At 61.4% G+C, this 21,550-nt stretch carries 15 protein-coding genes and 3 rRNA genes; 1 reads left to right on the top strand and 17 read right to left on the bottom strand.

The features are described 5' to 3' along the window. Window positions 1–57: 57 nt before the first annotated feature. The 15 genes from recN to CE_RS07650 all read right to left on the bottom strand — a co-directional run bounded on the left by recN (window position 58) and on the right by CE_RS07650 (window position 17,932). The gene (recN, locus tag CE_RS07720; RefSeq protein WP_006767545.1) at window positions 58–1,839 is read right to left on the bottom strand and encodes a DNA repair protein RecN; all 1,782 of its coding nucleotides are present in this window, start codon (window positions 1,837–1,839) and stop codon (window positions 58–60) included. Window positions 1,840–1,994: 155 nt separating this feature from the next. After that, window positions 1,995–2,951, bottom strand: a complete 957-nt coding sequence (locus CE_RS07715) for an NAD kinase (protein WP_006767544.1) — start codon at window positions 2,949–2,951, stop codon at window positions 1,995–1,997. Continuing rightward, a complete protein-coding gene (locus tag CE_RS07710; protein WP_011075503.1) occupies window positions 2,948–3,772 on the bottom strand; it encodes a TlyA family RNA methyltransferase in 825 nt (274 codons plus the stop codon). Before CE_RS07710 ends, CE_RS07715 begins: the two co-directional genes overlap by 4 nt. Window positions 3,773–3,848: 76 nt before the next feature. Continuing rightward, window positions 3,849–4,037, bottom strand: coding sequence for a hypothetical protein (locus CE_RS07705; RefSeq protein WP_143758443.1), 189 nt, complete (start codon window positions 4,035–4,037; stop codon window positions 3,849–3,851). After that, window positions 4,034–5,029: an HAD-IIA family hydrolase gene (locus CE_RS07700; protein WP_006767541.1), complete on the bottom strand. Its 996-nt coding sequence runs from the start codon at window positions 5,027–5,029 to the stop codon at window positions 4,034–4,036. Before CE_RS07700 ends, CE_RS07705 begins: the two co-directional genes overlap by 4 nt. Before the next feature lie 11 nt (window positions 5,030–5,040). Beyond that, window positions 5,041–6,276 carry a hypothetical protein gene (locus CE_RS07695; protein WP_011075502.1) on the bottom strand — a complete coding sequence of 412 codons (1,236 nt, stop codon included), beginning with the start codon at window positions 6,274–6,276 and terminating at the stop codon, window positions 5,041–5,043. Between the two features lie 130 nt (window positions 6,277–6,406). Then, window positions 6,407–6,523: ribosomal RNA gene (gene rrf, locus CE_RS07690) — 5S ribosomal RNA — on the bottom strand. 126 nt (window positions 6,524–6,649) lie between these two features. Then, window positions 6,650–9,732 (bottom strand): 23S ribosomal RNA (locus CE_RS07685). A 366-nt stretch (window positions 9,733–10,098) separates the two neighbouring features. Continuing rightward, window positions 10,099–11,619, bottom strand: a 16S ribosomal RNA gene (locus CE_RS07680). The 16S, 23S and 5S rRNA genes sit together here, the layout of an rRNA operon. A gap of 671 nt (window positions 11,620–12,290) precedes the next feature. Next, window positions 12,291–13,556: a tyrosine--tRNA ligase gene (gene tyrS, locus CE_RS07675; RefSeq protein ID WP_006770450.1), complete on the bottom strand. Its 1,266-nt coding sequence runs from the start codon at window positions 13,554–13,556 to the stop codon at window positions 12,291–12,293. 36 nt (window positions 13,557–13,592) lie between these two features. Further along, window positions 13,593–13,772: a Trm112 family protein gene (locus tag CE_RS07670; RefSeq protein WP_035110088.1), complete on the bottom strand. Its 180-nt coding sequence runs from the start codon at window positions 13,770–13,772 to the stop codon at window positions 13,593–13,595. A gap of 10 nt (window positions 13,773–13,782) precedes the next feature. Then, the gene (locus tag CE_RS07665; RefSeq protein WP_006770448.1) at window positions 13,783–14,379 is read right to left on the bottom strand and encodes a hypothetical protein; all 597 of its coding nucleotides are present in this window, start codon (window positions 14,377–14,379) and stop codon (window positions 13,783–13,785) included. Between the two features lie 37 nt (window positions 14,380–14,416). Further along, window positions 14,417–16,009 carry a substrate-binding domain-containing protein gene (locus CE_RS07660; RefSeq protein WP_006770447.1) on the bottom strand — a complete coding sequence of 531 codons (1,593 nt, stop codon included), beginning with the start codon at window positions 16,007–16,009 and terminating at the stop codon, window positions 14,417–14,419. Beyond that, window positions 16,009–17,157 (bottom strand): hypothetical protein, encoded by a 1,149-nt coding sequence (locus CE_RS07655; RefSeq protein WP_006770446.1) that lies wholly within the window; start codon window positions 17,155–17,157, stop codon window positions 16,009–16,011. Before CE_RS07655 ends, CE_RS07660 begins: the two co-directional genes overlap by 1 nt. Before the next feature lie 151 nt (window positions 17,158–17,308). Beyond that, entirely contained in the window at window positions 17,309–17,932 is a 624-nt protein-coding gene (locus tag CE_RS07650; RefSeq protein WP_006770445.1) for an NAD(P)-dependent oxidoreductase, read from the bottom strand. Between the two features lie 123 nt (window positions 17,933–18,055). Here CE_RS07650 and CE_RS07645 point away from each other — a divergent pair, with 123 nt between their 5' ends. Continuing rightward, window positions 18,056–18,442 (top strand): winged helix-turn-helix transcriptional regulator, encoded by a 387-nt coding sequence (locus CE_RS07645; protein WP_006770444.1) that lies wholly within the window; start codon window positions 18,056–18,058, stop codon window positions 18,440–18,442. 301 nt (window positions 18,443–18,743) lie between these two features. On the opposite strand, the gene argH is transcribed toward CE_RS07645, so the two are convergent. Then, window positions 18,744–20,177 carry an argininosuccinate lyase gene (gene argH, locus CE_RS07640; RefSeq protein ID WP_011075494.1) on the bottom strand — a complete coding sequence of 478 codons (1,434 nt, stop codon included), beginning with the start codon at window positions 20,175–20,177 and terminating at the stop codon, window positions 18,744–18,746. An 80-nt stretch (window positions 20,178–20,257) separates the two neighbouring features. Beyond that, window positions 20,258–21,463: an argininosuccinate synthase gene (locus CE_RS07635; RefSeq protein ID WP_006770442.1), complete on the bottom strand. Its 1,206-nt coding sequence runs from the start codon at window positions 21,461–21,463 to the stop codon at window positions 20,258–20,260. Window positions 21,464–21,550: the final 87 nt, after the last annotated feature.

The raw sequence follows: 21,550 nt of genomic DNA, 5'->3' as shown, positions 1-21,550 counted from the left end.
AACCTTTGGTGGAGACGCGCCTAAAAATCGGTCGGAAGGTTGAGGATCAGGGCCCGTTCAGGCGCTGACCGCGAAACGCTCGCCTGAACGCTCCATCCGGATATCCTCGCATTCACGCTGGGCGCGTTCGAGCAGTTCCGTGGCGTGGGCGCGACCGGTCTCGGTGTCATCCAGTCCGGCGAGCATCCGGGACAGCTCCTCGATGCGACGGTCCTGGCTGAGGTTCTCCACCCCCGAGGTCACCGCCCCCTCCCCAACGTCCTTGGCCACGTGCAGGTGGGTGTCGGCGTAGGCCGCGACCTGCGGCAGGTGGGTGACCACGATGACCTGGTTGTCATTCGCCAGGCGTGCCAGACGACGCCCGATCTCGACGGCGGCGCGGCCACCGACACCGGCATCGACCTCGTCGAAGACCAGGGTGGTGCCGGTGGTGCCGGCCGCGAGGATGACCTCCAGGGCGAGCATGACACGGGAGAGTTCACCACCGGAGGCCGAGGACGCCAGTGGACGCGGCTGCGCAAGCGCATTGGCCGCGAGCTGGAATTCCACGGCGTCAATGCCCATGGGGCCCGGCTCGACGGTGGTGAGTGACACGACGAAGCGGGCCTTCTGCATGGCCAGTCCCTGCAGCTCTTCGGTGACCGTTGCAGAGAGGGTCTTGGCGGCCTCGGCGCGGGCGGTGGACAGCTTCCGTGCCGCACGCATCATGGCGGCCTCAGCCTTGCGCACCTGTTCCTTGAGCTTGTCAATCGCCTCGGAGGAGATGTCGATGCTCTCCAGGCGGATCTGCGCCTTGCGACGCCAGTCCAGCACGCCGTCGATATCGCCGGCGTATTTGCGGGTGAGCAGTTTCAGCTGCTGTTGACGGGTGAGCATCTCATCGAGCGCCTGGGGATCGGCGGGCAGGTCCGCAAGGAAACCACCGAGTTCCGCCGAGACCTCCCCCAGCAGCGAGGTGATCTCGGAGAGCAGACCGGAGACCTCACGCAGTTTGGGGTCCTCACTGCCACTGAGGGCGGATTCCGCCTGGCCCAGCTGGTCCGAGGCTGAATGCTGCTCCTCATCGAATCCCGCCGCGCCTCCCATGGACTCGTTGAGGGCACCGGCACCGTCGATGGCGGCCAGGGCGGTCGCGGCCTGCTCCCGCAGGGTGTCCACATCCTGCAGGCGGCGGATCTGGGCCAGCAGCTCCACATCTTCGCCCGGGGTGGGTTCCACGGCATCGATCTCATTGATGGCGAACTGGAGCCGGTCGACCTCCTGGGCGAGCTCACGCCGCGAGGAGACCCGCTGTTTCAGGTCCCGGGACAGCTCCTTCCAGGTGGTGTATTTCTCCACATAGGCCTTCCGCAACCCGGACAGGGTGGGCAGGAACCGGTCGAGGGCATCGAGCTGCCGTTCCGGGGAGAGCAGTCGCAGCTGGTCGTTCTGACCGTGGATGGTCAGCAGCTCACCGGAGAATTCCGAGAGGGTGGCCGCGGGGACCGACCGGCCCCCCAGATGCGCTTTCGAACGGCCGTTGGCGCTGACAGATCGAACAGCGAGGAACTCCCCGTTCTCATCCGCACACCCACCGGCGTTCGACACAATTCCGGTTGCACGTTCGACGATGTCACATGGGGCGTTCTCGGTGACGAACCGCCCCTCCACGACAGCCTGGCGTGCGCCGGTGCGCACGCGGGAGGCATCGGCGCGACCACCGGACAAGAGACGTAAACCGGTCACGACCATGGTTTTTCCGGCACCCGTCTCACCCGTCAGGACGGTGAGACCGGAACTGAATTCCGCGGAGGCGGCGGGGATGACTCCGAGGTTCTCAATGGTGATGTCTGCGAGCATGACAGTCACTCTACATCAGAAACCCCGTTTTCATGCGAACAATTTTGCTAATTCTCTACTACATTTTCGAATCATTCTGCTGACCAGGCAACTTTGAGTTTCGCACACACATCCGAACCAGCGTGTCTGTTCGAAAACACCTTGAACGGGCGGTGTCAGGGTTGGTCGGGGGTTTCGGCGTCGAGAAGCTCTTTCTGCTTGTCCGGCCCGCGCCACCCCACCACCGGCAGGCGCAGCTTGTGCACGAGCCGGTCGGTGAACGGCAGGGAATCCAGTCGCACCCAGCGCACGGGGCGCTTACCGCGGACGATCTCCACGCGGGAACCCGGTGGCATCGGGATCGGCCGGAAACCATCCATCACGGCCATCGCCGGTGAGGTACCCGACATCGATTCCACGGCCACCGTGGACCTCGGGCTGACCACCAGGGGCTTGGTGAACAACGCGTGCGCATTATTGGGTACCACCAGGATGGCATCGAGTTCAGGCCACAACACCGGCCCCCCGGCGGAGAAGGCATAGGCGGTGGACCCCGTCGGTGTGGAGATCAACACCCCGTCACAACCGAAGGACGCGACAGGGCGGAAATCCACCTCGAGTGTCGCATCGAGCACACCACGGCGGTTGAGGTTTTCCACACTGACCTCGTTGAGGGCCCATCCGCGTCCGATGACCTCGAGGTCACTGTCGCGGACGATGACATCAAGGGTCATGCGGTCCTCGACCCGGTAGTCACAGTCGATGACGCGTTTGACGGCATCCTCGAGGGAATCCGACTCCCACTCCGCGAGGAAGCCGACATGGCCGAGGTTGATGCCCAGCACGGGCAGATCAACGGCGTGGGCCAGGTCGGCAGCCCGCAGGAACGTGCCGTCACCACCGAGCACCAATACCAGCTCCGCCCCCTCAGCCGCGGTCCGGGAATGGATGACGTGCTCAAACCTACCCAGCACGGGATGGGTCTTGATCGGATCGTCTTCTTCATTGACCAGCACCCGCACGGTGATCCCGGCCCGGTCGAGGTGTTCCGCCGCCAGAACGGCTGACTCGATATTGGAGGAACGCCCCGTGTGCGGCACCAGCAGGACGATACGTTCGGTTGTCTCCGTCATTGTTGCGGACCTTCCTCCACTGCCTTGTCGACCATGGCCACCAGCTCATCGTGATCAGGCATTGAGGCACCCTGATCCTTGACCAGCCATAAGAAATATTCTACGTTGCCCGATGGCCCCGGGAGCGGGGATGCGACCACACCCTTCAGACTCAGTCCCAGGGTGTGCGCGAATTCCGCGACCTCCCGGGTCACCTCCGCCCGCAGCTCCGGTGAGCGGACCACACCTCCACTACCCAGACGATCCTTGCCCACCTCGAACTGGGGTTTCACCATCGGCAGCAGATCAGCACCCTCGCTCAGACACGCCACGATGGCGGGCAGGGTCAGTTTCAGGGAGATGAAGGACAGATCACCGACCATGAGATCGCATGGCCCACCGGTGTCCTCCAGGGTCATGTACCGGATGTTGGTGCGGTCCACCACACGCACACGGTCATCATTCTGCAGGCGCCAGATCAACTGGCCATAGCCGACATCGACAGCCACCACCTCGGCTGCACCACGGCGCAGCAGCACATCGGTGAAACCACCCGTCGAGGCACCGGCATCCAGCGCACGACGGCCCGTGACGTCCAACCCCTGGGGTTCAAAGACCTCCAGGGCACCGATGAGTTTGTGTGCACCACGTGATGCCCAGTCCTCCGTGACCGAATCCTCCACCCGGATGGAGACCTCCGGCTCGACAACGGTGGCTGGTTTCAGGGCAAGCATGCCCTGGACAAACACCCTGCGGTCCCGGATCATTTCCACGGCGTGTTCACGTGAACGGGCGATTTTACGACGAACGAGTTCCGCGTCCAGCCTTCTGCGAGCGACCATCGGATGGAGATCTTCTTTCCTGTTGTCCTGGGAGTATAAAACGGGGATGTAAACGGGGTAGAGAGGATAAGCCTACTCAGGCCAGTGCGTCGTGGAGCAGGCGGTGGGCCTCCTCTAGGATGCCCGCCTCCTCAGCCAGGGTTTGCGGGTGGGGGGAGAGGATCTCCTGCAGACGTGCCTCGATGGTCTCGGGGCCAGGAGAGTCAGTCTCCCCCGTCCGGGGATTCCGCGGGTCACGGGGTAGCGGTGCAGAACCAACTGTCACCACCAGGCCTCCAATGCGGTGGTTGCGGCTGGCGATGCTGCCCGGACGCGGGTGACCGGCACCGCGCTCTCCTCCACCGCCCAGGCGGCGGCCAGTACGGTGCGCAGTGCCTGGGTGGGCGTTGAGGAGTCCTCTCCCCCATCCAGCACCACCTCTTCGCCCTCCACCCGGGCGGTAAACCCACCCTGGGGGCCCGGACGGAGCGTATCCGGGTCGGCGCTCAGATCGGCCAGGGTATCGGCAATGAAATCCGGGCGCTGGCCAGGGACGGCGGTGAGCAGCGCGTAGTGTCCGCTGACACCGGTGAGCACCTGGAAGGTATCCATCCCGGCGGCATTGCCTCCGGCGATATCGGTGTCGAGGCGATCCCCCACCACCAGGGGACGGGCGGATGCGACCTGCTGGGCCGCCTTGAAGAACATGGCCGGGCCGGGTTTACCCGCGGCCTCCGGTGTGACACCTGTGGCACTGACCACGGCGGCCACCATCGATCCGTTACCCACGTGCAAGCCACGTTCCATCGGCAGGGTGGTATCCAGGTTGGAGGCGAAGTAGAGGGCACCGTTGTGGATGGAGAGGGCAGCCTCGCTCAGCTGAGCCCATCCGGTGGCCGGGTTGTGACCGTGCAGGACGGCAACGGGGCGGTCGTCAGCGGAGTCGACGACCCGGAAACCCGCGTCACGGGCCAGATCACGGAAGGACTCGGTGCCCAGGATGTAGACCGGGGATCCGGCGGGGATCTTCTCCGAGGCCATGATGACGGCCGCCTGGGCCGAGGTCATCACATCATCGGCGGTGGCCGAGTCCAGTCCGATGCCCCGGAGTTGCTCAGCCACCGCCTCGGGTGCGCGTGACGCATTGTTGGTCACATACACCACGGGAAGGCCGGCACCGGTGATGGCATCCACGGCATCATCAATAGCACGTCCCCCTTCCCAGATGGTTCCGTCCAGGTCGAGAAGGAGGCTGTCATACTCCGTGATCATGCTCATGGAATATGAGTCTAGTTGGTTCCCTCATCAAGCTGGGCGAGGCGCTCCTCAGCGTCGAGGAAGCCGTCCTCATCGATGCTGGCCGCGTGCTGGAACCACTCCCGGGCCTCATCCGCACGACCTGCGAGTACGAGAGCATCCGCATAGGCATAGGACAGACGGGACGCGGTCAGACCGGTGGATTTCTGATCTGGGTTCACACGCTGGAGCTCGATGACAGCGGAATCATGCTGGCCGAGGTCATGACGGGCACCCGCGACAACAATGGCGAGCTCGATCCGGGAATCCTCATCCAGATCGCTGAGATCCTCGGTGCGGGCCAGGTCGATGGCCTTCTCCGGGCGTCCGAGACCGCGTTCGCAGTCGGCCATGACGGCGATGAGGCCCGGGCCCCCGGACATACGACGTGCAGCGCGCAGCTCGGAGAGGGCTTCCTTCCATTCACCGGCATGGTAGGCGGCGATGCCACAGGTTTCGCGGACAACGGAAATACGGCCGGCACGATCCTTCGCGGCCCGGGCGTGGCGCAGCGCGAGCTTCGGATCATCGGCCAGCCAGGTGGCGGCCATGATCATGTGCTTTGCGACGGCATCTGCATTGTCCTTCGACAGCACCCGCAGGTCCTGCAGCACCAGCGGGTCGAGATCCTTGGTGTCCAGATCACCCGGCAGATCCGGCTCATTGAGACGGGTGTTCAACCGTTCCTCACGGAATCCAGCGCGCTGCGGGTGGAGGTTATCGCGCTCCTGGGCCCGACCCGCACCGGCACGGTTGGCGTGGGAACGTGAGGGAGCGCCGGGACGACCGCCCCGGTTGTCGCGGCCGCGGTCATCGCGTTTTGCGTAACGACGTTCCCCGCCTTCACCACCGCGGCCACCGCCGGTCCCGCCGGTTCCGCCGGTTCCGCCGGTTCCGCCACTGCGACGATCCTCGGTGCGGTCGCCACGGTCACTTCGGTATCCACCGCGGTCATTCCGGTCATTGCGATCACGACGATCGAAACTCCGGCCACCGCGATCATCCCTGCCCTGACCCCCACGATTACCGTCACTCTGACGCTGTCCGTAGGACCCTCTGCTGTCACGGCTGCCGTCTCGACTACCCTGCCGCGAGTCGGAGGAGCCACCCCGGTAGCCGCCACGGTCATTGTTACGATCGCCGCGGTATCCGTCACGCCCACCCCTGGGTGCACGGTCACCATTGCTGGCACGGTCGTTGTCACGGTTGCGATCGTAGTTGTCTGCCATGCTGTTCCTTCATCTGAGAACGATTCAAAAAACTCTATTATATAACGAGAAAAAGAGTGTGGTTCAATGGGAGGATTTAATTCTCCTCAACCATTGAACCACACTCTCTCTTTTACTCTTTTAAGTTGTTGGTCGGCGGTCACCTACTCTCCCACACCCTCCCGAGTGCAGTACCATCAGCGTAACCAGGCTTAGCTTCCGGGTTCGGAATGGGACCGGGCGTTTCCCTGCTACTATCACCACCGACACACCTATCACGGTGCACCAACCCAACCATGTTGGGTGTGTTGTGCCAGACACTGCATAGTGGACGCGAACAACTAGGTTCATCATGTGTTACATAAGCGTTAAAACATACCCCAACACCATTAGTGGGGTGTTTGTGTCGGTAAATTAGTACCAGTCACCTCCACATCTTACGATGCTTCCAGATCTGGCCTATCAACCCCATAATCTCTAGGGAACCTCAACAGAAACCTCATCTCGAAACAGGCTTCCCGCTTAGATGCTTTCAGCGGTTATCCCTTCCGTACGTAGCCAACCAGCCCTGCTCCTGGCGGAACAACTGGCACACCAGAGGTACGTCCGTCCCGGTCCTCTCGTACTAGGGACAGCCTTCCTTAAGTTTCAACGCGCGCGGCGGATAGAGACCGAACTGTCTCACGACGTTCTAAACCCAGCTCGCGTACCGCTTTAATGGGCGAACAGCCCAACCCTTGGGACCTACTCCAGCCCCAGGATGCGACGAGCCGACATCGAGGTGCCAAACCATCCCGTCGATATGGACTCTTGGGGAAGATCAGCCTGTTATCCCCGGGGTACCTTTTATCCGTTGAGCGACACCACAACCACAAGTAGGTGCCGGATCACTAGTCCCGACTTTCGTCCCTGCTCGAGCTGTCACTCTCACAGTCAAGCTCCCTTGTGCACTTACACTCACCACCTGATTACCAACCAGGCTGAGGAAACCTTTGGGCGCCTCCGTTACATTTTAGGAGGCAACCGCCCCAGTTAAACTACCCACCAGGCACTGTCCCCAACCCAGATCATGGGCCAAGGTTAAGACATTCAATCCGATCAGAGTGGTATTTCACCAACGACTCCACCACAACTAGCGTCATGGCATCATAGTCTCCCACCTATCCTACACAAACCGAATCAAACACCAATACCAAGCTATAGTGAAGGTCCCGGGGTCTTTTCGTCCTGCCGCGCGTAACGAGCATCTTTACTCGTACTGCAATTTCACCGGGCCTGTGGTTGAGACAGCAGGGAAGTCGTTACGCCATTCGTGCAGGTCGGAACTTACCCGACAAGGAATTTCGCTACCTTAGGATGGTTATAGTTACCACCGCCGTTTACTGGGGCTTAAATTCTCAGCTTCGCCGCTTAACGCAGCTAACCGGTCCTCTTAACCTTCCAGCACCGGGCAGGCGTCAGTCCGTATACATCAACTTCAACGTCTTCGCACGGACCTGTGTTTTTAGTAAACAGTCGCTTCCCTCTATTCTCTGCGACCCACACCAGCTCCAGAAGCAGATTCCTTCACCAGTGCAGGCCCCCCTTCTCCCGAAGTTACGGGGGCATTTTGCCGAGTTCCTTAACCACAGTTCACCCGAACGCCTTAGTATTCTCTACCTGACTACCTGTGTCGGTTTGGGGTACGGGCCGAATATGCACATCGCTAGAGGCTTTTCTCGACAGTACAGGATCACAGAATTCACCCCTTTAAGGGCTACGCATCACGCCTCGAACATAATGAGATACGGATTTACCAATACCTCGTTCCACACGCTTACACCACAATCCACTAAGTGGCTCATGCTACCTCACTGCGTCACCCCATCACTTAGCTACTACCAGATCAGGTCCCACGCACGCCACCACCACCAACCCGAAGGAAGGCACGTGATCTTGTGGGTGGTTAGTATCACTGATTCACCATGGGCGCGCACACTCGGGTACGGGAATATCAACCCGTTATCCATCGACTACGCCTGTCGGCCTCGCCTTAGGCCCCGACTCACCCTGGGAAGATTAACTTGACCCAGGAACCCTTAGTCATCCGGCGGATGAGTTTCTCACTCATCAATCGTTACTCATGCCTGCATTCTCACTCGCACACACTCCACAACACCGTCACCAGGCTGCTTCAACACGTGCACGACGCTCCCCTACCCAACAACACATACATGTCATTGCCGCGGCTTCGGCGGTGTACTTAAGCCCCACTACATTGTCGGCGCGGGATCACTCGACCAGTGAGCTATTACGCACTCTTTCAAGGATGGCTGCTTCTAAGCCAACCTCCTGGCTGTCTTCGCGACCCCACCTCCTTTTCCACTTAGCACACCCTTAGGGGCCTTAGCCGGCGATCTGGGCTGTTTCCCTCTCGACTACGAAGCTTATCCCCCGCAGTCTCACTGCTGTGCTATCACTTCACCGGCATTCGGAGTTTGGCTGATGTCGCTAAGATGTTGGTCCCGCTAAACCATCCAGTAGCTCTACCTCCGGGAAGAAACACACAACGCTGCACCTAAATGCATTTCGGGGAGAACCAGCTATCACGGAGTTTGATTGGCCTTTCACCCCTACCCACAACTCATCCCCTCAGTTTTCAACCTAAGTGGGTTCGCGCCTCCACGACGTCTTACCATCGCTTCACACTGGCCATGGGTAGATCACTCCGCTTCGGGTCCAAGACATGCCACTGATTCACCCTGATTAGGATTCGGTTTCCCTACGGCTACCCCACACGGGTTAACCTCGCGACATGCCGCTGACTCGCAGGCTCATTCTTCAAAAGGCACGCCATCACACCCCACAGGATGCTCTGACGGATTGTAAGCACACGGTTTCAGGTACTATTTCACTCCCCTCCCGGGGTACTTTTCACCATTCCCTCACGGTACTAATCCGCTATCGGTCATATCAAGTATTCAGGCTTACCGAGTGGTCCCGGCAGATTCACAGCAGATTTCACGAGCCCGCTGCTACTCGGGTACAACAACCACCCACCCACACTGACCTTCATGTACAGGACTATCACCTTCTACGGTAGGTGTTTCCACACCACTTCCACTAATCAATGCGCGATGAGCCAGTGTCCGGCAGAACACAACCGTCATTGCCCCACAACCACCTACATGCAACCCCTGCCGGGTATCACACACATAGGCTTTAGCCATCATCCGCGTTCGCTCGCCACTACTAACGGAATCACAATTGTTTTCTTCTCCTACGGGTACTGAGATGTTTCACTTCCCCGTGTCACCCCCCACACCGGCTATATATTCACCGGCGGGTAACCACACATCACTGCGGCTGGGTTTCCCCATTCGGACATCCTCGGATCAACGCTTAGTTGGCAACTCCCCGAGGCTTAACGCAGCCTCTCACGTCCTTCATCGGCTTGATATGCCAAGGCATCCACCGTGTGCCCTTAAAACAAACACTCCCACACCAACCCCGAAAGGTCGGTGTGGCGTTCGGATACTACTTATGCAAAATCACACAATAAAATAAAGATGCTCGCGTCCACTATACAGTTCTCACACAACACAACACCCACACCAGAAAACACCCAACCACAACAGGTTGCGCATCAACGATGATAAGTGCCTGGCTTGGAATAACACTTGTCATCCCAGACACCCAACAGCATGCCACCTACTTATCACCACCATCTCGGTGATGTGTTTGCCGACCCATGGGTCATGATCCACCCGATTACTACGTGTTGGTGGCAACCACATCCGGGTTCCAACACCAACAACCCACCACATGAACACAGTCCATGGTGGGTTTATTAAAGCTCCTTAGAAAGGAGGTGATCCAGCCGCACCTTCCGGTACGGCTACCTTGTTACGACTTCGTCCCAATCGCCGATCCCACCTTCGACAGCTCCCCCCCTTACGGGTTGGGCCACTGGCTTCGGGTGTTACCAACTTTCATGACGTGACGGGCGGTGTGTACAAGGCCCGGGAACGTATTCACCGCAGCGTTGCTGATCTGCGATTACTAGCGACTCCGACTTCATGGGGTCGAGTTGCAGACCCCAATCCGAACTGAGGCCGGCTTTGAGAGATTAGCTCCACCTCACGGTGTGGCAACTCGCTGTACCGACCATTGTAGCATGTGTGAAGCCCTGGACATAAGGGGCATGATGATTTGACGTCATCCCCACCTTCCTCCGAGTTAACCCCGGCAGTCTCTCATGAGTGCCCACCATCACGTGATGGCAACATAAGACAAGGGTTGCGCTCGTTGCGGGACTTAACCCAACATCTCACGACACGAGCTGACGACAACCATGCACCACCTGTACACCAGCCACAAGGGAAGCTACATCTCTGCAGCGATCTAGTGTATGTCAAGCCCAGGTAAGGTTCTTCGCGTTGCATCGAATTAATCCACATGCTCCGCCGCTTGTGCGGGCCCCCGTCAATTCCTTTGAGTTTTAGCCTTGCGGCCGTACTCCCCAGGCGGGGCGCTTAATGCGTTAGCTGCGGCACAGAAGACGTGGAAGTCCCCTACACCTAGCGCCCACCGTTTACGGCATGGACTACCAGGGTATCTAATCCTGTTCGCTACCCATGCTTTCGCTCCTCAGCGTCAGTTACTGCCCAGAGACCTGCCTTCGCCATTGGTGTTCCTCCTGATATCTGCGCATTTCACCGCTACACCAGGAATTCCAGTCTCCCCTACAGCACTCAAGTTATGCCCGTATCGCCTGCACGCCCGAAGTTAAGCCCCGGGATTTCACAGACGACGCGACAAACCACCTACGAGCTCTTTACGCCCAGTAATTCCGGACAACGCTCGCACCCTACGTATTACCGCGGCTGCTGGCACGTAGTTAGCCGGTGCTTCTTCTACAGGTACCGTCACAAAAGCTTCGTCCCTGTCGAAAGGAGTTTACAACCCGAAGGCCGTCATCCCCCACGCGGCGTCGCTGCATCAGGCTTGCGCCCATTGTGCAATATTCCCCACTGCTGCCTCCCGTAGGAGTCTGGGCCGTGTCTCAGTCCCAATGTGGCCGATCACCCTCTCAGGCCGGCTACCCGTCGACGCCTTGGTAGGCCATTACCCCACCAACAAGCTGATAGGCCGCAGGCTCATCCCACACCGATAAAATCTTTCCACCCCCTGACCTACCAGGGGGTCGTATCCGGTATTAGACCCAGTTTCCCAGGCTTATCCCGAAGTGCGGGGCAGATCACCCACGTGTTACTCACCCGTTCGCCACTAATCCACCCTGCAAGCAGGGCTTCATCGTTCGACTTGCATGTGTTAAGCACGCCGCCAGCGTTCGTCCTGAGCCAGGATCAAACTCTCCACAAAAGACGACACACAATGTGTGTGTCAGGGCGTGAAAAGCCCGATAACCCAGCCAAACAAACAACCACCACAACCGACAAGGTTCATGGTGGTCTGGCTTGTTCAACCAAAAATAATGGTTAAATAAATCTAAAACAATTTTCCGGTTCCCGCTTGTCCCGACGGGGAAAAGCACCATGGGAACCGGTGTGTCGTAAAAAAAATATAACCATGCACACAATCAACCAGACACCCCGATGGGGCCTGGTCCATTATTTACAGTGGTAGGAGGTAATGCTCCCCCACCACCCGGCATGACCACCCCAACCAAGTGTTGGGGTACGACAAACATAAAATAAATGGCACACTATTGAGTTCTCAAACAACATTCGCATGCTTGACCGGGGTAATCTTTTGGTTGATTTCCGCTCTCAGCAGCTGAAGATTCACTATATTGCGTTCCGTTTAGGAAGTCAACTTCGATTTCATCTCCGTGTCACCTCGGATCCACCACCGTCTCCCGTTGGGATGTGGTAGCGGCTCGCTGCGACTTGAACTAATCTACACACGACCGCCGGAACCCACAAATTTGCAGGTCACAGCGTTAAAGACCCACCACAACATTGGTGGGCGGGGATCTTTTCGTCGCAAAGCGCACAACAGCCCGGGAACCAATGAGGTTCCCGGGCTGCTATCTACTTGATCTTCACGCCGGCGAAGTTCTTCTTACCCTTGCGCAGCACCAGCCACTGGCCGTGCAGCAGATCGGACTCGGAGGGCTCCCAGTCATCGGCGGTGATTCGCTCATTGTTCACGTACGCGCCACCTTCGGAGATCGTGCGGCGGGCCGCACCCCTCGAATCGACCAGGCCGGAGGCGATGAGCAGGTCCACGATGGTGCGTGGTTCACCGGGCTGGATCTCGGCGACCTCGGTCTCGGATACGGAGGCCTCGAGGGTCTTCTCATCCAGATCACGCAGCTCGGCGCGACCGAACAGTGCCTGCGCAGCCAGCTCCACCGCGGCGGTTGCCTCTTCCCCGTGGACCAGGTTGGTCATCTCGCGTGCCAGGCGACGCTGCGCCTCGCGCTTGAACGGGCGCTCGGCGACCTCGACCTCGAGCTCGTCCAGCTCCTCCTTGGTCAGGAAGGTGAACCAGCGCAGGTAACGGATGACATCGGCATCGGCGGCGTTGATGAAGTACTGGTACCAGCTGTACGGGCTGGTCATCTCCGGATCCAGCCACAGGGAGCCACCACCGGTGGACTTGCCGAACTTCTTGCCCTCGGAGTCGGTGACCAACGGCACGGTGATTCCGTGGACGGACTTGCCCTGCACACGTCGGTTGAGGTCGACGCCGGAGACGATGTTGCCCCACTGATCGCCACCGCCGACCTGGAGGATGCAGTTGAAGCGCCTGTTGAGCTCCACGAAGTCATTGGCCTGCAGCAGCATGTAGGAGAACTCGGTGTAGGAGATGCCGTCTGTCTCCAGGCGACGCTTGACGGTGTCGCGCGCCAGCATGGTGTTCAGCGGGAAGTGCTTCCCCACATCACGCAGGAAGGTGACCACGGACATGTTGTTGGTCCACTCGGCGTTGTTGACCAGTCGGGCGGCATGCTCGCCCTCGAAATCGACGAAGCGGCTGAGCTGGTCGGAGATACGCTCGGCCCATTCGGCGACGGTGTCGGCGGAGTTCATGGTGCGCTCCCCGACGTCACGGGGATCACCGATCATGCCGGTGGCACCGCCGGCGAGCACGATCGGGTTGTGGCCGGCCTGCTGGAAACGACGCAGCATGAGCAGCGGGACGAGGTGTCCGGCGTGCAGGGAGGGGCCGGTCGGGTCGAAACCGCAGTACAGGGTGATCGGTTCCTGGGTGGCTTCACGCAGGGCGTCGAGGTCGGTGGACTGGTTGATCAGTCCGCGCCAGCTGAGCTCGTCAATGATATTGGTGGTCATGATGGTGTGGGATGTGTCTTTCTTGTCTGATTCCGATTAGGAGGAGGGGGTCCACTCGGTGGCCTCATCGATGAGCAGCACCGGGATGCCGTCATCGATGCGATAAGCCAGTCCGAGGCGCTCATTCACCAAAAGCTGTTCGCTCTCCAGATATCGCAGTGGGCCCTTGTCCTTGGGGCAGGCCAGGACTTCAAGAAGCTTCGGATCAAGACTCATGCCGAACATCCTACTTGGCCCCGGGCGCATGCTTGTCGACGCCTCCCCCGTCGCCGCCATCGCCTTCCAACGGCAGTCGGCCGAACTGCATGTGCAGGATCCGGTTGTGATCCTCCAGCCGGTTGAGGCTGTTGCGGATGGTGGCCTCATAGATACTGTCCGCCTCCCCGCGCAGCAGATCAAAGGATCCGGTGACGTCGCGGACAGCCCTGGCATTATCCCGGTCCGGGATGGCCAGGTAGGCCTGCACCAGGGAGGGGATGTAGTCGCGGATCATGGAGCGCACAGTGACCTGGTGTTCGGGAAAATCCACCAGATAATCCCAGTTATCCAGGACCCGCTCCAGGGCGGCCTCCAGCGCGGCCAGGGAGTTGGAGACGAAATCTGGCGCCTGGTTCTTCACCAACACCCTGCGCTGGTCACGGACCCGCTGCCTGAGCCGACCGGGTTGTTCCAATTCCACCCGCGGTGCCCGCTTGATCGCCGGGGCGGGGCGGGACGGGGTGAGCAGGACACCCGCACCGTAACCGGCCACCGTCACCAGGGGCCAGAACACCCCGAGTCCCGCCACCAGATGCACGACGATGACCGAGGTTGCCACCAGCATGCCCACGATGTTCTTCCGTGAGGTGAAAAACCCACTGTTACTGGTAAGGACGGATCTCCTTGAATGCCTCCTCCAGGCCACCGTTCATGGCGTCGAAGGTCTTGCCACCGGTGAGCCCGGCGAGGTTCTCCATCTCGGTGATGTTGGCCTCGCCGTAGAGGATGACGAAGACGGGGATGCGTTTCTTCTCCGTCGGCAGCTCGGAGTACAGGCGCTGGAAATGCCCGAAACTGAGCCCGCTGGTCTGCTCGCCGTCTGTCATCAACACGATGGAGGGGATGGAGGCACCCGGCTCCACCTGCTCATAGGCGCGAAGCAGCGCGTCGTAGATGCCGGTTCCGCCCTCCGCCTGGAGAGCGGTGACCCCGTCGACAAGCTCCTGCCGCTGCGGACCGCCCACCTCATCAACCGTGGCGGTGATCGGCTCCCCGGGGGAGAAGTTGAACGGGATGATGGTGACGTTCTCCCGCTCGCGCAACGAGACATCCCCGGTCAGCGAGGAGGCCTCACCCGAGATCATCTCCAGCATCGTCGAGCGCAGCAGTTCCATCCGGGTACCCGCCATGGATCCGGACACGTCCAGGACGAAGGTGGTATCACCGGGTACCCGCAGGTCATTGTTGTAGGCGGAGATGAGGGCATCGGTCACCGCACGGTCACCGGGGAAGGGTTGCTCGATGACAAACGCCTGGGCCAGTTCCGGTGGCAGGATCGCCATGGGATCCACCGGGCGGCGGAAGGTGTCAGTGAGGTGTTCCGGGTGGTCCAGCATCCAGTCCGCAAGCGCCTCCACCTGCTGGTTCGTCTCCGCATCCGCGGTGGCCAGGGGTGTCAGCGGATAATCCGCGCTCACCACCCCGTCCGCAGGCACCACCACCCGCAGGCCGGCGTTGTCCTCGGCATTGATGGTGTGCAGGACGGATTCATAGTTGATCAACGCGTTCGCGCGATTGGGATCCCGGAGGAAGACATCCTTCAACCACCCGGAGGATCCCGAGGTCATGGTCTGACCGGACAGGAAGGACCGCAGTTCAGGCGCCACCTCATCCACGTCCCCCAGGGTCAGTGCCTGCCCGGTGCCGGCATAGGCCGTGGCCACCGACACCAGGGCGGAGAAACCGGAGTTGGAGGTGGAGGGATCCGTCATACCGAACGTGAGCTGCCCACTGGCGGCAGCCGAGCCGATCTCAGCCCAGGTGGGTTGACGATCGACCCACCCGAGGCGCCTGGCATGGTCACCGGAAACCCCCAGCGCCACAGGCGAGGTCGCGATCTTGGTGGCCTCACCCAGTTTGCCCGATGCCCCGATCAGGTCTACATAGCGGTTGGTGGCGAACCAGGTGGCATCGACATCCTCATCGAAGTCCCCCTGTTTGAGGCGTTCGCTGTTTTCCAGCGTGCCGCCGGGAAACTCCAGCTCGATGGCGAAACCGAGCTCCCCGGCGGCCTGCTCCACGACGGTCTCCAGGTCACGCAGTTCGGTGGCGGCGACGATGCGGAGTGGGTCGTCGTCAAGCACAACCGCGGGTACCCCGGCGGTCTCCGAGGTGAACGTGTCCGTGCCCTGCGCGCAGCCGGCCACAAACACGGTGGACAGCACCATCGCGGCAAGGGGTAGAAGTCTCTTCATCACTGTTCATCCTCCGGAGACGATTCAGGCCCTCCCACTGGGCTGTAACTGGCGGCGACCCCCTCGATGAGGGTCTCCAGGGTGTCGTAATCAGGTGGGTCGATACCCGGCACCTGGTCCGGTATGACGCCATCAACCCCGAGTTCAGGCATGACGCGGGTGAACACCTGCGCATCCTGGGGTCGGAAACCATGGCGTGCAGCCAGCTGCTGCAGCTGCGGATCCTCCGCGAGCAACCGACCAACCTCAGCCCCCTCCCCGGTCAGACCGACGGCAGTGTGCTTGGTGAACACCGTGGGATACGGATACGCCAGGGCCCTCCCGTCACCGGGTTGAATGCGACCATCCTCCGCGGCGAGTTCACGGAGGAACTGGGCCTCATAGATGACAACCATCGGCTTGGACCCCATGCCCTGGGACAGGTAATCCGCAAACGGCCCGGCTGAGGTGGATTCGGTGTACCCCTGCCCCAGGAAGAACGGGCTGAGCTCAGATACCAGGGCGGTGGCTTCTGATCCACCGGCCACCACGGCACCATCATTCGCGGCCCACGACAGCAGCGACAGATACATCGCCGCCGAATTGGAGGTGCGCACATCCGTGGAGGACAACTGCACCCGGCCGGGTGAGGGGAACTCCTCCCCCAGATCACGCCACCGCGTCCCCTCCTGTGCCAACTCACGATAGGCCACCATGTCGATGTACCAGTGGCCGTTGTCCTGCCGTGCCACACCTGCCCGCTCCAGCACGGTGATCACGGGTTCGAAGGTGGCCACCGCTATCGGCGAGTTGAAGGGGGTGTACTCACCGGTGGACGTGACCTTCTCCAGCAGCTTCTGCGCCGCGGGTGCCGAGGATGGGAAGGCGAGATCGACCCCCGTGAGATCGGTGTCCGTGGCGATTCTCCGCGACCCCGCGGCGGTGACCTCCACCCGGTAACCGTGCTCCGCGAGGATATTGCGAACACCGGGGTCCTCGAAGAATGCCTTCTTCTCCGACCCGACCACCGCCTGGATGGTGGTGAGATCGGACTGGCCGGACAGGTTTGCTGCGGCGTTGTCATCCTGGCCGAAACCGGGGATGGCGATCGTCCCCCTCCCCGCCAGGGCCGCCACCACAGCGAGGACCAGCAAGATAATGCCCAACACAACGGAAACACCCCTGCCACGATTTCTTCCGGATCGTGCAGAGGTGACAGTCATGGCCTGATGGTAAGTGCGCCCACCGGGGCCTGCAACCGCTGCGATAAAGCCCCCTGCCTGGTTACACCCGTGCGCCGGGACGCCGCGCCAGCACCTGCTAGGCGTCCGCCACCGTGAAACGGGTGCGACGGTGCGCGGGGGTCTCAATCTCATCGAGGGCGGCCGCCGCGAAAGTCCCGGTGGTCACCCGCTCCCCGGCCGGGACATCATCGGCCAGCACATAGGACTCCGCCTTCCCACCGGGGGCGATCTCCGGCGACGGGGCCAGCATGACCCAGTCCAGGCCCTCGTCTGCGGAGCGGTACAGGTTGAGAACCTCCACGAAACTGCGTGGCTCGTCGGCGTACTCCTCGGGGATGACCCCGGCGTTGATCAGCAGAGTGCCGTTGGGCATCTCCAATCCACCTGCACCACCGACAACAAAGATGCGGGAGGTGGGTGCGGCTGCGATGAGATCGGCGTGTGCCCGGATGACGGGGCCGAAGTCACCTGTTTCCCGGCCACCGGCCACAGAGATGACCAGCACATCTGACTCCGCCGCGAGGGCCATGACGGCATCGGTGTCGGTGAGGTCGAGGGCGCGATAGGTCACGCCCTGCACCGGGTTGCTGGCAGCTCCACTCCGATTGGTGCCGATGACATCATGGCCACGCTCCTGCGCCTCACGGGTGATGGCACCACCAATCATTCCTGTGGCTCCGATGATGCTGATTCTGCTCATGGGGTTCTCCTTCTTTCCTGCGGTGGAATGGTGTGCACCCACCCTACCTGATTACTAACCAGAAGTAAGTGTTTTAATTACTATTGGTTAGCTATGGCGCGGTTAAGGCGATAAGCTGGAACTATGAGCAATGCGTCCCCTTGCTGGAACCCCCACAGCGCCCACTGCGCCAGCCGTGACCTCCTCAGCACCGTCGGTGAGAAGTGGGCGATCCTGATCCTCACCTCCCTGGGCGCGGGAGCAAAGAGATTCGGTGAGGTGGAGCAGGCGGTGGAGGGGATTTCCCAGAAGATGCTCTCTCAACGCCTGCAGCGGCTGGTCGCCGATGGACTGGTGGAACGCACCACGTACAAGGAGATCCCACCCCGGGTCGACTATGAACTGACCCCCCTTGGCCGCTCGGTTCTCCCCCTCCTCCAACTGCTCGTTCAGTGGACCATCGGGAACATGGATCAGGTGGTGGACAACCGCGAGCAGGCCTCCGGGTCAGGAGATGAGCTCAGGGGTTGAACGTTTTCGTTGGTTTGTGGGCTGTGCGTCTGCAAAACCCCAGGGGCTTGCACGCAAACCAACGAAAACGTTCACGCGCCTCACTCCCCCACCAGCGCAACCCGGGGCCCACCCCAGGCCACCCGGTTGGCAAAAACCGTTGGTTTGTGGGCCGCGCGTCTGCAAAACCCCAGGACCCTGCGGACAAAACAACGATTTTTGCCACATCCACCCCCATAGAAAAATCCCCGGTATCTGAACCGAGCATGGTTCAGATACCGGGGATTTACGTCAGTTGACGTTTATGCCAGCAGGAGCGCGTCTAACTCCGCACCGGGGTGGTCGCCCAGGCCAGGTGATCTGCATTGGCCTGGTTGATGCGGTCGCGCTGTTCGCTCACACGATCACCGGCGGTACCACCGCGGGTGGCGCGCGAGGCCACGGCACCTTCGATGGTCAGCACATCGCGGACAGCGGGGGTCAGTCGGGGATCCACGCCGGCCAGTTCCTCATCGGTGAGGTCGACCAGGTCCACTCCCCTGCCCTCGGCGATGCGCACGCAGGCACCGGAGGCTTCATGTGCCTCGCGGAATGGCACACCTTCGCGGACCATCCACTCGGCCAGGTCGGTGGCCAGGGTGTAACCGGCCGGTGCGAGTTCACGCATGCGGTCGGTGTTGAAGGTCAGGGTGGAGACCAGTCCGGTCATCGCCGGGAGCAGCAGGTTGAGCTGAGCGACGGAGTCGACGATCGGCTCCTTGTCCTCCTGCAGGTCACGGTTGTAGGCCAGGGGCTGTGCCTTGAGGGTGGCCAGGAGTCCGGCGAGGTTGCCGATCAGGCGACCGGTCTTGCCACGGGTCAGTTCCGCGACGTCGGGGTTCTTCTTCTGTGGCATGATGGAGGATCCGGTGGACCAGGCGTCGGCAAGCACAATGTAGCCGAATTCCGGGGTGCACCAGGCAATGATCTCCTCGGCCAGGCGGGACATGTCCACGGCGATCTGCGCGAGGACGAAGGCCGCCTCGGAGGCGAAGTCACGGGAGGAGGTCGCGTCGATGGAGTTGTCGGCGGCGGAGTCGAAACCGAGTTCCGCGGCGATGGCCTCCGGGTTGAGCTGCAGGGAGGATCCCGCCAGTGCACCGGAACCGTAGGGCGACACCGCCAGGCGTTTGTCCAGGTCACGGATGCGCTCGAGGTCACGCAACAGCGGCTGGGCATGGGCCTGGAGCTGGTGTGCCAGCAGGACCGGCTGGGCTGCCTGGAAGTGGGTCTTGCCGGGCATGATGGCATCGGGGTGGGCTGCGGCCTGGGTGGTGAGGGCGTCGATAAGCTCGGTGACGCCGACGGCGATGCCACGGATGGCGTCGCGCACCCACATGCGGAAGAGGGTGGCCACCTGGTCATTGCGGGACCGGCCCGCGCGCAGGCGGCCGCCGACCTCGGGGCCGACCCGGTCGATGAGACCGCGCTCCATCGCGCCGTGCACATCCTCATCGGAGGGCAGCGGACCGAAGGAACCGTCGGCGACATCACGGCCGAGCTGGTCCAGACCCTCAAGCATGGTGTCCAGGTCGGCGTCGCTGAGCAGTCCCGCGGAGTGCAGGACCTTCGCGTGGGCCTTGGAGGCCAGTACGTCATAGGGGGCGAGCACCCAGTCGAAATGGGTGGACACACTCAGTGCGAACATGGCCTCGGAGGGGCCGCCGGAGAACCGGCCACCCCACAGGGCACCTTCATTGGTTCCGTGCTTTTCCACGCGTTGATCCTCTACTTTCCGTCGTCTCAGAATTGTTCAGCACCCAGCAACCACCAGCCAGCAGCCAGCAGCCACAAGGCCTAGTTCTCGCCGGCCTCGCGGTCGCGCTTATTGGCGATCTTGGAGGACAGGCCGTGCAGCTGGACGAAGCCCTTGGCTGCGGTCTGGTCGAAGGTGTCGCCGGTGTCGTAGGTGGCCAGGTTGAAGTCGTAGAGGGAGGAACCGGAACGACGGCCGTTGACGGTGACCTTGCCGGCGTGCAGCACCAGGCGGATATCACCGGTGACGTGCTCCTGGGTGGACTCGATGAAGGCATCCAGGGAGCGCTTCAGCGGGCCGAACCAGAGACCGTCGTAGACCTCCTCGGACCAGCGGGCGTCGATACCGCGCTTGTAGCGGGCCAGCTCACGCTCGATGGTGACGTCCTCCATGGCCTCGTGGGCGGTGATGAGGATGATGGCACCCGGTGCCTCGTAGATCTCGCGGGACTTGATGCCCACGAGGCGGTCCTCGACCATGTCGAGACGACCGACACCCTGTGCACCACCACGGCGGTTGAGCTCCTCGATGGCCTCGAGCATGGTGACCGGACGGCCGTCGATGGCGACAGGCTTGCCGGACTTGAAGGTGATGATGACCTCATCGGGGGCGTTGCCCAGGGCGGGATCCTCGGTGTAGGCGTAGAGGTCCTTGGTCGGCGGGTTCCACAGGTCCTCGAGGAAACCGGTTTCGATGGCACGGCCCCAGACGTTCTGGTCGATGGAGAACGGGGAGGCTGCGGACTGCTCGATCGGAACGTTGTTCTCCTCGGCGAACTCGATGGCCTTGTCGCGGGTCCATGCGTAGTCACGTGCCGGGGCGATGATCTCCAGGCTGGGGTCGAGGTCCATGAAACCGACCTCGAAGCGGACCTGGTCATTGCCCTTGCCGGTGCAGCCGTGGGAGACGTGGGTGCCACCGTGCTCCTTGGCGGCCTGCACCAGGTGCTTGACGATCAGCGGACGGGAGATCGCGGACACCAGCGGGTACTGCTTCATGTACATGCCGTTGGCCTTGATGGTGGGCAGGCAGTACTCCTCGGCGAACTCATCCTTGGCGTCGATGACGATGGATTCGACCGCACCGCAGTCGAGCGCACGCTGGCGGACGGACTCCATGTCCTCGCCGCCCTGACCGAGGTCGAGGGAGACGGCGACGACCTCGCCGCCGGTCATCTTGGACAGGTACGGGATGGCGACAGAGGTGTCCAGGCCACCGGAGTACGCGAGTACGACACGATTGGTCATGAGTTTCTAGCTCCTTGTTAAGTGAAAAGTTCTAAAGAATGTGAAATTGTTCCCGGATGTCTACCGGACATCTCCCGGACGTCTCCC

Origin of the sequence: Corynebacterium efficiens YS-314 (assembly GCF_000011305.1) — a bacterium.
Taxonomy (GTDB): Bacteria; Actinomycetota; Actinomycetes; order Mycobacteriales; family Mycobacteriaceae; genus Corynebacterium; species Corynebacterium efficiens.
The sequence above is the reverse complement of the archived record's forward strand: the minus strand, read 5'-3'. Positions and strand labels throughout refer to the sequence as shown.